Source organism: Pseudomonas sp. Arb-4-2C (genome assembly GCF_055755015.1).
Map to the genome: position 1 here is coordinate 903,666 of NZ_CM146899.1, position 14,578 is coordinate 918,243.

General features: G+C 58.7%; 16 protein-coding genes. 15 read left to right on the forward strand and 1 reads right to left on the reverse strand.

All coding sequences use genetic code 11. The features are described from left to right. Positions 1-6: 6 nt before the first annotated feature. A complete protein-coding gene (gene mutS / locus AC0J41_RS03970) occupies positions 7-2,589 on the reverse strand; it encodes a DNA mismatch repair protein MutS (RefSeq protein ID WP_007964305.1) in 2,583 nt (860 codons plus the stop codon). Positions 2,590-2,789: 200 nt separating this feature from the next. Here mutS and AC0J41_RS03975 point away from each other — a divergent pair, with 200 nt between their 5' ends. The 15 genes from AC0J41_RS03975 to AC0J41_RS04045 all read left to right on the forward strand — a co-directional run bounded on the left by AC0J41_RS03975 (position 2,790) and on the right by AC0J41_RS04045 (position 14,574). After that, positions 2,790-3,533 (forward strand): LexA family transcriptional regulator, encoded by a 744-nt coding sequence (locus AC0J41_RS03975; RefSeq protein ID WP_081794880.1) that lies wholly within the window; start codon positions 2,790-2,792, stop codon positions 3,531-3,533. A 553-nt stretch (positions 3,534-4,086) separates the two neighbouring features. Next, positions 4,087-4,512 carry a tail fiber assembly protein gene (locus AC0J41_RS03980; protein ID WP_473014620.1) on the forward strand — a complete coding sequence of 142 codons (426 nt, stop codon included), beginning with the start codon at positions 4,087-4,089 and terminating at the stop codon, positions 4,510-4,512. A 258-nt stretch (positions 4,513-4,770) separates the two neighbouring features. Continuing rightward, positions 4,771-5,115 (forward strand): phage holin family protein, encoded by a 345-nt coding sequence (locus tag AC0J41_RS03985; protein ID WP_025110861.1) that lies wholly within the window; start codon positions 4,771-4,773, stop codon positions 5,113-5,115. 38 nt (positions 5,116-5,153) lie between these two features. Beyond that, positions 5,154-5,312 carry a Com family DNA-binding transcriptional regulator gene (locus AC0J41_RS03990; protein WP_081794879.1) on the forward strand — a complete coding sequence of 53 codons (159 nt, stop codon included), beginning with the start codon at positions 5,154-5,156 and terminating at the stop codon, positions 5,310-5,312. Positions 5,313-5,348: 36 nt separating this feature from the next. Continuing rightward, a complete protein-coding gene (locus tag AC0J41_RS03995; RefSeq protein WP_025110860.1) occupies positions 5,349-6,194 on the forward strand; it encodes a putidacin L1 family lectin-like bacteriocin in 846 nt (281 codons plus the stop codon). A 219-nt stretch (positions 6,195-6,413) separates the two neighbouring features. Continuing rightward, entirely contained in the window at positions 6,414-6,935 is a 522-nt protein-coding gene (locus AC0J41_RS04000; RefSeq protein ID WP_473014621.1) for a hypothetical protein, read from the forward strand. Positions 6,936-6,938: 3 nt separating this feature from the next. Further along, positions 6,939-7,547: a phage baseplate assembly protein V gene (locus AC0J41_RS04005; protein WP_473014622.1), complete on the forward strand. Its 609-nt coding sequence runs from the start codon at positions 6,939-6,941 to the stop codon at positions 7,545-7,547. Between the two features lie 14 nt (positions 7,548-7,561). Then, positions 7,562-7,894 carry a phage baseplate protein gene (locus AC0J41_RS04010; RefSeq protein ID WP_047291927.1) on the forward strand — a complete coding sequence of 111 codons (333 nt, stop codon included), beginning with the start codon at positions 7,562-7,564 and terminating at the stop codon, positions 7,892-7,894. Next, positions 7,891-8,886: a baseplate J/gp47 family protein gene (locus AC0J41_RS04015; RefSeq protein WP_473014624.1), complete on the forward strand. Its 996-nt coding sequence runs from the start codon at positions 7,891-7,893 to the stop codon at positions 8,884-8,886. The genes AC0J41_RS04010 and AC0J41_RS04015 overlap by 4 nt, the downstream gene beginning before the upstream one ends. After that, complete coding sequence (locus AC0J41_RS04020) at positions 8,883-9,518, forward strand: phage tail protein I (RefSeq protein WP_473014625.1); 636 nt, start codon at positions 8,883-8,885, stop codon at positions 9,516-9,518. Before AC0J41_RS04015 ends, AC0J41_RS04020 begins: the two co-directional genes overlap by 4 nt. Then, the gene (locus AC0J41_RS04025) at positions 9,519-12,038 is read left to right on the forward strand and encodes a phage tail-collar fiber domain-containing protein (RefSeq protein WP_473014626.1); all 2,520 of its coding nucleotides are present in this window, start codon (positions 9,519-9,521) and stop codon (positions 12,036-12,038) included. It abuts the gene before it with no gap. A 27-nt stretch (positions 12,039-12,065) separates the two neighbouring features. Further along, positions 12,066-12,614 (forward strand): DUF4376 domain-containing protein, encoded by a 549-nt coding sequence (locus AC0J41_RS04030; protein ID WP_473014627.1) that lies wholly within the window; start codon positions 12,066-12,068, stop codon positions 12,612-12,614. A gap of 99 nt (positions 12,615-12,713) precedes the next feature. Beyond that, positions 12,714-12,899: a hypothetical protein gene (locus AC0J41_RS04035; protein WP_025110852.1), complete on the forward strand. Its 186-nt coding sequence runs from the start codon at positions 12,714-12,716 to the stop codon at positions 12,897-12,899. Between the two features lie 2 nt (positions 12,900-12,901). Next, entirely contained in the window at positions 12,902-14,068 is a 1,167-nt protein-coding gene (locus AC0J41_RS04040) for a phage tail sheath protein (protein WP_025110851.1), read from the forward strand. Continuing rightward, positions 14,068-14,574 (forward strand): phage major tail tube protein, encoded by a 507-nt coding sequence (locus AC0J41_RS04045; protein ID WP_025110850.1) that lies wholly within the window; start codon positions 14,068-14,070, stop codon positions 14,572-14,574. The genes AC0J41_RS04040 and AC0J41_RS04045 overlap by 1 nt, the downstream gene beginning before the upstream one ends. Positions 14,575-14,578 lie beyond the last annotated feature (4 nt).

Here is a 14,578-nt window from a genome sequence, read left to right on the forward strand (position 1 = left end):
CAATGCTTAGATCCGGTTCTTAAGTGCATATAACAATTCGAGCGCTCGACGCGGGGTCAGGTCATCGAGGTCCACTTTGGCCAACTCATCCAGCACCGGGTGCGGCAGGCTGGCAAACATATCGCTCTGCTGCGGAGCGGCTGGCTTGCCTTTGACGGCAGGCTTGGGCGCTTCATGCGGCAATGCGGTGTCTTCCAGTCGGCTCAAGTGCTCACGGGCACGCACGATCACTTCGCTCGGTACGCCGGCCAACTGCGCCACCGCCAGGCCGTAGCTCTGGCTGGCAGGCCCCGGCAATACGTGGTGCAGGAACACAATGCGCTCGTTGTGCTCGGTAGCGTTGAGGTGCACGTTGGCGACCAGCGGCTCGGCTTCCGGCAACACAGTGAGTTCGAAGTAGTGCGTCGCAAATAGAGTATAGGCACGCAGATGCGCCAGGCGCTCGGCCGCTGCCCATGCCAGGGACAGACCGTCGAAGGTGCTGGTACCGCGTCCGACTTCGTCCATCAACACCAGGCTGCGCTCGGTGGCGTTGTGCAGGATGTTGGCGGTTTCGCTCATCTCGACCATGAAGGTCGAGCGGCCGCCGGCCAGGTCATCGCTGGAGCCGATCCGGGTGAAGATCCGGTCCACCAGCGACAGCTCGCAACTGGCTGCCGGCACGAAGCTGCCGATGTGCGCCAACAGCACGATCAACGCGGTTTGCCGCATGTAGGTGGATTTACCACCCATGTTCGGGCCGGTGATCACCAGCATCCGGGTGTTGTCATCCAGGCTCAGGTCGTTGGCCACGAACGGCGTGGTCAGCACCTGCTCGACCACCGGGTGACGACCCTGGGTGATGCGCATGCAGGGCTCGCTGACGAAGCGCGGGCAGTTCAGGTCAAGGTTCAGCGCACGTTCGGCAAGGTTGCTCAGCACATCCAGTTCGGCCAGCGCGCCGGCGGTGTCCTGCAATGGCGGCAGCTGGCTGATCAGATCTTCCAGCAGCGCTTCGTAGAGCATCTTCTCGCGGGCCAGGGCGCGGCTCTTGGCCGACAGCGCCTTGTCTTCGAATTCTTTCAGTTCCGGCGTGATGAAACGCTCGGCGCCTTTGAGCGTCTGACGGCGGATGTAGTCCGCCGGGGCCGATTCGGCCTGCTTGCTCGGCAGCTCGATGAAGTAGCCGTGAATGCGGTTGTAGCCGACTTTCAGGTTGGCCAGGCCGGTGCGGGCCTTTTCCCGGGCTTCAAGGTCAATCAGGAACTGGCCGGCGTTTTCGCTCAACGATTGCAGCTCGTCGAGTTCACTGTCGTAACCGGTTTTCAGCACGCCGCCGTCGCGGATCACTGCTGGCGGGTTGTCGATAATGGCTTTTTCCAGCAGGGCCGCCAGTTCCGGGTAGGTGCTGGTAGTGGTCGCCAGGCGTTGCAGGTGCGGCGCCTCAAGGTCGGTCATCGCCACTTGCAGTTGCGGCAGGGCGCCGAGGGCATCGCGCAGGCGGGCGAGGTCGCGCGGCCGCGCATTGCGCAGACCGATCCGCGCCAGAATCCGCTCGATGTCGCCGATTTCCTTGAGTTGTGGCTGCAGCTTTTCGAAGCGATAACCGTCGAGCAGGCAAGTGATCGACGTCTGCCGCGCCAGCAACACGGTCAGATCACGCAGCGGACGGTTCAGCCAGCGGGTCAGCAGGCGGCTGCCCATGGCGGTCTGGCAGCGATCGACCACCGATTGCAGGGTGTTGTCGCGGCCGCCGGCCAGGTTGGTGTCGAGTTCGAGGTTGCGACGGCTCGCGCCGTCGAGCACAACGGTGTCATCCAGGCGCTCATGGCGCAGGCTGCGCAAATGGGGCAGGGCGGTGCGCTGGGTTTCCTTGGCATAGGCCAGCAAACAACCAGCGGCGCCGATGGCCAGGGTCAGGGTTTCGCAACCGAAGCCTTTCAGGTCTTGCGTGGAGAACTGCTGGCAGAGACTTTTCAACGCCGAATCGCGCTCGAAATCCCACGGCGCGCGGCGACGCACGCCACGGCGTTTTTCCGCCGGCAGGTCTTTCGGCCAGTCATCCGGGATCAGCAACTCCACCGGGTTGACCCGCTCCAGTTCCGCCAGCAGGTTTTCCCAACCCTTGATCTCGAGCACGGTGAAATTGCCGCTGGTGATGTCCAGCACCGCCAGGCCGAACAGGCGCTCATCGCCCAGTACCGCCGCAATCAGGTTGTCGCGGCGTTCGTCGAGCAGTGCTTCGTCGCTGACCGTACCCGGGGTGATGATCCGCACCACCTGACGTTCCACCGGACCCTTGCTGGTGGCCGGGTCGCCGACCTGCTCGCAGATCACCACCGACTCGCCGAGCTTGACCAGTTTCGCCAGGTAACCTTCTGCCGCGTGGTAAGGAATCCCGCACATCGGAATCGCCTGTCCCGCCGACTGGCCGCGCGCGGTCAGGGTGATGTCGAGCAACTTGGCAGCCTTCTTCGCATCTTCGTAGAAGATCTCGTAGAAGTCGCCCATGCGATAAAACATCAGCTGATCCGGGTGCTGATTCTTCAGGCGCCAGTACTGCTGCATCATCGGAGTGTGGGAGGACAGGTCGGAGACGGCTTTATTCATCGGATTGTCAGGCAACTCGTTAAAAGATGTAGGGCAAAAGCAGGGCAACGGCCGGGCTTTTCCGCGATGGGCGCAAGGTTACCATGGGTGGTCTGCTTGACGCAGGCACGACGGTCCGCTGACACTTTTCGGCGATTAATTGTGATTTATGCACGTTTTATGCAAATCAGCATTTGTCATCCTCAAAAACTTCAAGCACTATGCGCGTTATGCAAAAACGCAACGTATCCTCCGTCTTAAGAGCACTGCTCGACCAGCACGGGATCTCCCCTACGGAGCTCCACCGTCGCACCGGCGTGCCTCAATCCACGCTCTCGCGGATTCTCAGCGGGAAGATCGTCGATCCTTCGGATAAACACATTTCGAAGATCGCCGAATACTTCAATGTGAGCACCGATCAATTGCGCGGCCGCGCAGACGTCGCCCCCGCGACCGGCGGCGCGCGCGATGACGTGCATGCGGAACTCAAGGACATAAGCCTGTGGGACGACGATACCCCTGTCGATGACGACGAGGTGTCGGTGCCCTTTCTTCGCGAGGTTGAATTGGCTGCTGGATCAGGAAGATTCGTCATCGAAGAGAGCGAACGCTCTAGCCTGCGCTTCGGCAAGCGCAGCCTGCGCCATAACGGTGTGCAGTTCGACCAGGCCAAATGCGTGACGGTGCGCGGCAATAGCATGTTGCCGGTGTTGCGCGATGGCGCCACTGTTGGTGTGAATGCGGGCAAGTGTGGCATCGGCGACATCATCGATGGTGACCTGTACGCGATCAATCACAACGGCCAGCTGCGCGTGAAGCAGCTCTATCGCCTGCCGACGGGTATCCGTCTGCGCAGCTTCAACCGCGATGAGCATCCGGACGAGGACTACAGCTTCCAGGATATGCAGGAAGAGCAGATCGTCATCCTCGGTCACGTCTTCTGGTGGGGCATGTACGCCCGCTAACCTGAACCCCTTCAGATAGAACCCGCCTAGGCGGGTTTTTTTTCGTCCGCGCAAAAACCTCAAACCCTTGAATGACGGGGCTTCCATGCGCTCGTGCATTTCTCGCGCATAAATAAATGCATTTACGCATTGACTGGATATGCATCCATGCATATCCTTGCCACCAAGCCGCTCGACAAAGCGGCTGGCAACAACAGCTCTTTAGTTCCACAAGAACAGGCAGCGATGAACCGGCCTCAACGGTTCAGAGGGTTGGCAACTGACCCAGGTGTGCAGCGTAAAGCACCAAGAGCAGTTATCCGGCGGGCAGGGACCGCGGTCGGAAAAACAATCTGAATGGACTCGTACCGCGCCAGTAGCGCCGAAAAGTCAGCTTCCTTCCTGAACACAGGATTTGAAGGAAGGCGAAGGAACGCATTACTGAAAAGCCCGGTGCATTGCCGGGCTTTTTGGAATGTCGACCTGTCGTCATTGCCGTTTACCCAAGTCGTGGTTAACGCAAGGTTTACAGAATGAAAACACCATTATTGAAACTTCGTAATAAGGAAAAATAATGAATCGCTACGTATTTATTGACCAGTACAGCGCGCCCTTTACTCTCGCTGTACAAATTGTGGATGCAGATGAGCCACCACAGTTTACGCCACCAGGGCCGTCTGGATATTGGATACAAGTGTCTATCAATACTCCGGTACAAGTGGGGTGGAAGGGGGATTACATTAACAATAGCTGGGTGTTCACTGAGCTGACTTATCAAGAAAACGTCGCTGTCCTTGATGCTCGAGCGCGCCAGCTATTTACTCAGGCAGCCAATTGGCTGACAGTCAATCCTCTGCAATACAAACTCGACTTGGGTGTTGCCAGCACTTCCGAGACTGAACTGCTGCTTGCCTATAAGCAGTATTGCATCGCAATCAGTGAGATCAAAAAACAAACTGGCTATCCCTACACAATCAACTGGCCAGTTGCTCCTTTCTAATTGACCACCTTGAATAAATTCAGCATCGGGATTGCATTGTGCATTGGCGCGACTGTTTAGCCTCGTCTGCAAAGTGCCTGTGTTCAGTCAGACGATCAAAGAACGAGCCAGTACTAAAGCCCTTTTTGCTTTCAGCAGCAAGATTGGTCTCGTCACAATTCAGCGTGTACTCCTCCGGGCATTCCTGGCATGCCCGCTTTCAGAGATATCGTTTGAACGGACATAAAAAGCGAATAACTCACCCCCCGGAGGCGTGACATGACAAACGAGCAACAAGCATTGGCGGACATGCCGATCTGGCTGGTCATCCTCCTCGCTGTAGTGGGCGGGGTGTCCGGCGAAATGTGGCGCGCCGACAAGGAAGGCGCCCGTGGCTGGTCGCTGCTTCGGCGCCTGGCCTTGCGCTCCGGCGCCTGCATGATCTGCGGCGTGTCGGCAATCATGCTGCTGTATGCCGCAGGGTTGTCGATCTGGGCTGCCGGCGCATTCGGTTGCCTGACCGCCATGGCCGGTGCCGATGTGGCCATCGGTCTTTACGAACGCTGGGCCGCCAAACGCATTGGCGTCTGCGAAGTACCGCCTGGCAATACAAACAAGGAGTGAAGAGGCGTTACAGCGGCATTTGAGAGGGAGTTCAATTCATGCTGAGCGATTTCCGTTGCGGTAAATGCAATCGTTTACTTGCAAAAGTAGATGCACTTCATCAAGTGCAAATCAAATGTCCTCGGTGCAGGACATTGAATCACACGAAGACCCGAGGTCTCGTCAGCCCGCCTGTGAGCGATCCAACGCAGCATTGACTGCCCACAATAACCAATCGGTCAATAGGTGAATATATGGCTACGCTTCCACGCTATCCGTTTACTACGAACGGCAGTTCGATTTTGCTGCCTCTGCATGAGATGTCCGCTGGGCAATATCTTGAGTCACCGGACAAACGCTTCAAGTTAATTGTCCAGCCCGATGGCAATCTGGCCATTTACGAGGGGGGCAATACAGTTTGGGTGGCCATTGCCGGTCAACCGTATACAAGTTCCGGAAAGCAGATAGATAACTCAAAAATTTATTTCTACCTGATGTATTACGCGTTTCTCAATGATCCAACGCGGGGCCGCATGTGGGGCACTGCCAACAGCACGCCGCTCAACGCGGACATCTGGGCCGCTTACAATCGGGCCTATCTGTCCCTGCAAAATGACGGCAATCTCGTCGTGATCGACTCGATCCCGGTCTGGGCAAGTAACTCTGCCATCCCGATCAGTCCCTCTGTGGAATCGATCTATATCCCAGCCGGGACGACTCTCGAAGTTGACCGACGGTACGTGGTCGGTGGCACTACGCTGGTCTTCCAGTCGGACGGTAATCTGGTCGTTTCGAACGGACCGCTCGGTGTTCTCTGGGCGAGTTGGACACAAAACAAGGGTGCGACTCGGGCCGTGATGCAGGATGACGGAAACTTCGTGATCTATGGCGCGAACAATACGCCGCTTTGGTTCACCGGCACGGCTGGTCGTCCTGGGGCGATTGCGAAAATTCAGGCAAATGGAAGCTTCTCCATTGTCAGTGAAAAACCGGTCTGGGCTCGATTTGGTTTTACTCCGACCATTTTGCCGAAGCGTGTTTACCATTGGGATAACAGCACTTGGAGTTTGCCTCTGAGTAAAATCCTCTGGACCTTCTGATGTACAACTAATGATGTGAGCCCCGTGTAGCAACGGGGCTTTTATATTCAAGTTTGGCGCCGTCATGCGGCGCTTTTATTCTCGTTGGCAGCCGATAAAGAGCCACGTTGGCCGAGCCATCTCACACCATCACCGCAATCAGCCATACCCCCACTTTTTTTGCCTCGCTGCAACTCATGCGGCGGGGCTGCGCGTGGACAATTGAAAAGGAGGTCATGCATGCCCGCTTCGATCCAGCAGCCTTCGCAGCTGTTCACCGCGATGGCGACAACCTTGCGCAATGCTGCCGGCCTGAATGTTCAGGTTGGCAATCACGATGACTTCACCGCGCCTGGCGCCAAGGCCTGGGTGTTGATCGACTTTGACCGCAACGCACCCGGCGTACGTGCCGCTGACGGACGTATCGCACATGTCCTGACGGTCTCAATGCAAGTCATCCCGGCAGTCTCTGCCAGCGCATTTGCCGCCTGCGATCTGATCGCCGTACTGAAAAACCTGATCACCGACAACCGTTGGGGCCTGCCCGGCGCTCAATGCGATCTGCCGATGAACATTGATGGTTTGCCGTCACTCTTGATTCGAGGCGAGCAGCAGTTCAAAGCCTGGGCGCTGACGTTCAACCAGACCCTCTATCTCGGCCCGACCCTGCTCGACGATCCGCTCGGTACGCCAAAATTCGCCCGCACCTGGGAAGTCAGCAACATCGACGACCCCGACCAATACACCGCGCTGGAGGCCTGATTGATGTTTGACGCATTACTGCGCATGCAACTGGGACCGATCATCGAGCGGCTGGCGGAAATGGAAGCGGAAATAGACGACCTGCACCGACGCGCCGAGAGTTTCTGTCGCATCGGCATTTGTCAGTCAGTCGATGCGGCGAGCAACACTTGTCAGGTCAGCCACGGTGGGCTGCTTACGCCGGCCATCAAGTTCTTCAACCCGAGTGCCGGCGCCCAGAGCGAGTCGCGGATTCCGAGCGTGGGCGAGCAGTGCCTGCTGTTCAACTACGGCAGCGGTGAGAGCGGGGCACAGAGCGTGGCGTTGTTTGGCTTGAACAGCGAGCGCTTCCCGCCAACGGCGTCTGTACCGACGCTGACGCGCCGGGTGCATGTCGACGGCAGCGAAAGCGGTTACGACGACGCCAGCCACACCTTGCACTGGCAGAACGGGCCGTCTGCTTTCACCGGCTCTCGCGAGTCGCTGGAACTGAGCATCGGCCCGGCACGGCTGGCGATGACGCCGCAGGTCATCAGCCTGCAACTGGGCGCGGTCGGCCTGAGCATCGACGCCTCGGGCGTGCACTTCAGCGGCCCGTTGGTGGATCACCAGGGCCGCGTTATCAGTCCCTGAATCAAGAGCTTCCCATGATCGGAATCGATAGAGACAGCGGGGCCACGGTCGACGACTGGCTGCAATTTGTGCAGCGCGCGACCCGGGCCCTGACCACGCCGCTGGGCACCCGGCAAAAAAGGCCCCTTTATGGCTCGCTGATCCCCACGCTGCTGGGGCAGAACCTTGGTGATGACGTTCTGCTGCTGGCCCAGAGCCACGCGGCTCAGGCGTTCTACAACACGCAGAACGGGATCAGCGATTTTCAGCCGAGTGTGATCGTCGCCAGCCGCCAGGGCGCCGGTCTGCTGCTGCGTTTCGCCGGTACCTGGAAAAACCGTCAACAGACTTTTGAGGTAGTGACATGAGCATGCTGATCCCCGGCCAGAACCAGTTGGCCGAACCGGCGCTGATCACCGTCGACGCCTTCGAAGACCTGCTCGCCGAGTTCAAGACCTTCGTCGTCGAATACGTCGGCGCCCGAGCGCCCGACAGCGCGGCGAAACTCAAGACCAGCCTGGACAACGAAAGCGAACTGCTGACCCTGGCGCTCGAAGCCTTCTGCGTGCGTCTGCAAACCCACGAACGCAAATACAACGCCCGTATCAAGCAGATGCTGGCGTGGTGGGCTACCGGCAGCAACCTCGATGCACGGTTGGCGGACATGGGCCTGGAGCGGCAGTTGCTCGACCCGGGCGACCCGGCTGCATTCCCGCCGGTACCGCCGACTCATGAAAGCGACGACGATGCGCGGTTGCGTTATTACCTGGCGCCGCATGCGCCGGCTGCGGGTTCGCGGATGCAGTATCGCCGCGAGGTGTTCACCCTTGGCGAACGGCCAACGGTGAAGGTCGAATCCACCGATGCCGGTGTGGTGAATGTCACCTACACCTTCAATCCGGACGGCCTCGCTGCACAGGTCAAGGACGGCAACGGTCGCCGTACCGCGCCGGGTGAAGTGCAGGTCACCGTGCTCTCGCGAGACGGCGATGGCACCCCGTCTGCAGCGTTGCTGGAAGGCGTGCGTCAGCACTTCGCCCGGCCCGATGTTCGACCGGAAACCGACCTCGTCACGGTCAAGGCTGCCGACATTCAGCGCTACAGGATTCGCGTGCTGGCGAAGATCAATTCCGGCCCGGATTCAGGCCTGACCAAAGTCGCCGCGCAGCAGCAATTGCAATCCTACGCCGACAGTTGTCATCGCCTCGAAGGTCGGGTCGATCCGAGCTGGATCGACTACACGCTGCACAGCGCTGGCGCCGTGCAACTGCAGATTCTCGAACCGCTGGAGCCGATCGTGACCACTGCGTTTCAGGCGCCTTACTGCACGGCAGTCGAGGTCGAGGTGCTGACGCTATGAGTGAGCCGACGCAACGCCCGACCTTGTTGCCGGCCAACAGCTCGGCACTCGAACGTGGACTGGATCTGGGTTTGGGCGCGCTGCTTGACCGCATTGCGCCGCCGTTCCCCGAGCTGATGAATCCGAGCGTAACGCCGGTGGCATTCCTGCCGTATCTGGCAGCGGATCGCGGCGTCGCCGAATGGAGTTCTGCCGCACCGGAAACGGAAAAACGCCTGACCGTCGAACTGGCCTGGCCCACTGCGCGCCAGGCCGGTACTCGCAAGGCGCTGGAAAACGCGGCCAAGGGTTTGCAACTGCGCCCGGAAGTCCGCGCCTGGTACGAGCAGACACCGCCCGGCGCGCCTTACAGCTTCACCGTACGCGCCTTCAGCGACCAACCCTACAGCGCAGAAATCGACGCCCGACTCGACCGCCGTTTGGCGGATGCCAAGAGTGAACGCGACATTCTCTCGGTAACAGTTGGCTTGAGCGCGTTCGGCAGTCACTCCATCGCCGCCGCGACCTTTTGCGGTGAGCTGACGACGATCTATCCGGTGTTCATCGAAGGGCTTGAGACCTCTGGCGAGGCGTTCATGGCCGCAGCTTTGTACACCGTCGAAACATCCACAATTTATCCTCAGGGGGCCTGAATGGCTGACTATTACACCCTGCTCACCAACGCAGGGATTGCCTACGAAACGGCGTGTAAGGCCGCAGGTGTGCCGATCAAGCTGACGCAGATCTCCGTCGGCGACGGCGGCGGCTCGGTCTACAACCCGGCCGCGACTGCCACGGCGCTGAAGCGCGAAGTCTGGCGCGGGCCGCTCAACGCGCTGTTCCAGGACGAGAAAAACCCGAGCTGGCTGCTTGCCGAAGTGACCATTCCGCCTGATGTTGGCGGTTGGTACGTGCGTGAAGCAGGGCTGTGGACTGACACCGGAATTCTCTACGCCATCGTCAAATACCCGGAGTCGTTCAAACCGGTTCTGGCCACCTCGGGTTCGGGCAAAGAGTTCTACATTCGCTCGATTTTCGAGACCAGCAATGCGTCGCTGGTAACGCTGCTGATCGATGACACCGTGGTCAAGGCCACGCGTGCCTGGGTCATGAGTTATCTCGCCGAAGAACTCGGCAAACTCGATGGCAAGCAATCGGTACGCGTCGCAGCATCCACCAACATCGTGTTGAGCGGTGCGCAGCAAATCGACGGCGTGGCCGTGATTGCCGGCGACCGTGTGTTGGTGGCTAATCAGACCTTGTCCAGGGACAACGGCCTGTGGCTCGTCGCCAATGGCGACTGGGTACGGGCAACCGATGCCAACAGCAGCGCCAAGGTCACGCCGGGCCTGACGGTCATGGTGGAGGAGGGCACGGCCAACGGCGATTCGTTGTGGCACCTGACGACCAACGCGCCGATCACCCTCGGCACCAGCGCACTGACTTTCAAGATGCTGGCCGGGCGCACCGGGATTGCTGCCGGGACTTACAAGAGTCTGACCGTTGACGAATATGGTCGGGCGACTGCTGGCGCGAATCCTGAAACCTTGGCTGGTTTCGGGATCAAGGATTCGTACACCAAGGCTGAAGTCGAAGCGCTGATTGCCAAGGCATCGGCGTTGCCGGTGGGTTCGATTGTCGCGTTCCCGGTGGATGCACCGCCGCCGGGTTTTCTTGAGCTGGATAATAGCGTCAAGAGCAGTGCGACTTACCCGGACCTGAGCGCTTATCTGGGCGGCAAGTTCAACAAGGGTGATGAGGGTGTCGGGAATTTCCGTTTGCCGGAAGCGCGTGGGGAGTTCTTGCGCGGTTGGGATCATGGCCGTGGAGTAGATGCCGGGCGTGGCCTCGGTAGTCTGCAGTCCATGCAGGCAGAGGGGCACACGCATGTAACGGGCGTGAATGATACGGCGGCAGTTGCGTCGATTCAGAGTGCGCGTGGCATAGGCGCAGGCGCAGGAAGTTGGCCTTACGGTGCGGAAGCTATCGGTATTGCTGGAACAAACTCTGTAAGCACCAATACAACTTACTACCCCTCCGGTGAGGACAGTTGGCTGAAGACAGGTCCAGCCATTTCGCTGGGTAACGGCGAAACCCGCCCCCGCAACATCGCCGTCATGTGGTGCATCAAAGCCTGGAACGCCCCGGTCAATCAGGGGACCATCGATGTAGCCGCACTGGCCAAGGAAGTCGAACGACTCAAATCTGCCGTTCCAGTGGGTGCAGTTCTGGCATTCCCGACGGGGATTGTTGCGCCGGGTTATCTGGAGCTGGATGGCAGTGTTCAGAACATTGCGACTTATCCGGATCTGGCTGCATTTCTCGGTACCACTTACAACAAGGGGAATGAGGGGGCGGGTAACTTCCGCTTGCCGGAGTCGCGCGGCGAGTTCCTGCGTGGCTGGGATCATGGACGCGGCGTGGATGCCGGGCGCGCTGCCGGAAGCTATCAGGCGGACACGCTCAAGGCACATAGTCATTCCCTTCCAACAGGCTCGGGAGGTGGGCAGGCCGTTGATCCAAATGGAGAAACTCCATCCGTTGTGCTGAAGGACACGGCAGCAGATTGGGCCCTACGATCTACATTCGGGGGCGACAATGCCGAGTTGTCTATAGGTAGCGTGAGAACCTACAACTTCGGTAATGCGACAGAAACTCGTCCGCGTAACCTCGCCGTCATGTGGTGCATCAAGGCCTGGAACGCACCTGTCAATGAAGGAAGTATTGATCTTGCTGCGGTGTCTGCTCTGGCGAAGCAAGCAACGGAGCTTAATCAAGGGACTGCGAAAGTTGCCACTCAGTTGCAAGCGGATGCTGGCGCGGATGACACGACCATCATCACACCGAAGAAGTTGCGTTGGGGCTTTTCCGTCAACATTGCAGGTGATCTGGCAGGGAACTACGTGGTTTTCCCAAGCTGGCTTGGCGGCTTGATAATTCAGTGGGGAATTACGAACGTCATTGCTTCGGGAGCCAATTATGTACAGGTTTTTCCCGTGGCTTTTACTGCATCCAATCCAGCCGTATTTACTTCATATTCCAACTCAGCTGCAGATAGCGCCGTCGGTACAAACTGTGTGGCTCAGATTCGGTCGGTGAATAAAGCGAATGTTACGATCCGTAATTTAACCGATACATCGGTGCAATTTATCTACCTGGCAATTAGCCGTTAACTTAAAGAAGTTTACGAAGAGCTATCTATGAAATACGCAACATTCAATGATGCCGGAGAGCTGAACGGACGATATGACTCCACGATTCATTCTGCTATTCCCGAAGCGGCGATAGAACTTAGCGAAGAATTGTATATGGCAACCAGGACTGAAAATGACGGCATCTGGATGCTGGTTGACGGTAAGGTCGCCAAGACACGACTCTCTCAAGTTGAAACGGATTACCCAGCATTGTTCGCTGTTGAACGTTTCGCCCATGAGGTTTCCGGCATTTGTGTCGACGGCTTGTACATTGAGACAACCCGTGACAGCCAGGCGCTGATTGCCAGCACGGCACTATCAGTCATGCTTGATCCCGAGTATCGCTGTAATTTCAAAACGTTGAGAGGTTTCGTCGAGATCGGCTCAGAACAGATCCTGGCAATCGCCAAAGCTGTCCGTGTGCATATACAGGCGTGCTTCGATCGTGAACATGTTCTGCTCCAGGCATTGGAAAACGGTACCTATAGCAGCGAAATGCTCACAGAAGGCTGGCCTGATTCCTCTCCAGTCCAACCCAATCCAGCACTTCAATAAACGCCCCGCACTCTGGGGCGTTTTCTTGTCCGCTTAAAAGTATTCAACACCCGCCAAGCCCCTCCTCGAGGGGCTTTCCCGTTTATGGAGAAACGAAAAATGGCAACCCGCCAAACCTACACCGTGCTCGTTCCATTCCCCACCGGCGGTGGGCACTGGTCGAGCGTCGGTCAAGACCTTGATCTGCTCGACGTCGAAGCCAGTGCGCTGCACAGCGCCGGTCGACTTGAACTGAAAACACCCTCCACCCAGGCCAAAAAGGCCACTGCCAAGAAGGCTGACTAACCATGGCTGAGGTTCTGAACTTCGAGCACAACGGCATTACCGTCAATGCCACCGAATCCCCCGAGGCCATGGGTGGCCTGGGTGACAACGTCATCGGTCTGGTCGGCACCGCGCCGAAAGCCGATCCGCTGATTCCGCGTAACGCCCCGTTTCGCATCAACAGCTTCACCACCCACGCGCTGCTCGATCCGACCGGCGCTGAAGAGGGCACGCTGTATCACGCCGTCTACCAGATCCTCAAAGTGGTCAAGGTGCCGGTGTACGTGGTGATCGTCGAAGCGGGCGCGACCCCGGCTGACACCGTTAACGCGGTGATCGGCGGTGTTGATCCAACCACCGGCCGCAAGCTCGGTCTGGCTGCGCTGGGCAGTGTCCCGGAAGACCTGACCATTATCGGTGCGCCGGGTTTCACCGGCACCAAAGCGGTGGCCAGCGAGTTCGCCTCGTTCGGCAAGCGCATCAAGGCCCGTGTGGTACTGGACGGCAAGGACGCTTCGGTCGCTGACCAAGTGGCTTACAGCCAGGAACTGGGCGGCGCCGATCTAGGTTTCGACCGTTGCCTGGTGGTGCACAACATGCCGGCCGTGTACTCGAAAGCGGCGAAGAAAAACGTTTTCCTGTCGCCGTCCAGCCTGGCAATTGCCGCGCTGGCCAAGGTCAAGCAGTGGGAGAGCCCGGGCAACCAGGTGACTTACGCCGAAGACGTGTCGCGGGTCGTTGAGTACAACATTCTCGACACCTCCACCGAAGGCGATCTGCTCAACCGCTACGGCGTCAGCTACTACGCTCGCACCGTGCTGGGCGGCTTCTCGCTGCTGGGTAACCGTTCGATCACCGGCAAGTTCATCAGCTACGTCGGTCTGGAAGATGCGATCAGCCGCAAGCTGGTCAAGGCCGGCCAGAAAGCCATGGCCAAGAACCTGACCAAGTCGTTCATGGATCAGGAGGTCAAGCGCATCAACGACTGGCTGCAGACCCTGGTCGCCGACGAAACCATTCCTGGCGGCAGCGTCTATCTGCACCCGGAACTCAACAGCGTCGAGAAGTACAAGAACGGCACCTGGTACGTGGTCATCGACTACGGCCGCTACGCGCCGAACGAACACATGGTTTATCAACTCAACGCCCGCGATGAAATCATCGAGCAGTTCCTGGAGGACGTTCTCTAATGTTTACCAACCGCGTAAGACAGGCCATCGCGGCCACCCTGCAAGGCCTGCCGTTGTCGGCGACCGTGGAAGAGTTCACTCCACCGAAGATCGACTTCGAGATGGAGAACATGACGGGCGGGCGCTTCATCGTTGAGGAAATGGCCAAGAGCGCCAAGGCACTTAATGCCACGCTCAAGCTGCAAGGCACTGGCGCTGAAGTGCTGCTGGCGATGGGCGTGAAACTGGGCGACGACATCCTGCTGAACGTGCGTGAAGCCGGTCAGGATCAGGACGGCAACACCTGGTTCACCTATCACACCATCGGCGGCAAGCTCAAATCCATGGCTGAAGATGCAATCAAAATGGGTGGCAAAGCCCTGACGACTCTTGAGTTCTCCTGCCGCACCTACAACCGCCTGGAAAACGGCATTCCGGTGATCGACATCGACGTGCGCACCCAGAAGTTCGTGCTCAACGGTGTCGACATCCTCGGTGATGCGCGTCGTGCGGTGCTGATGCCGTAACCCG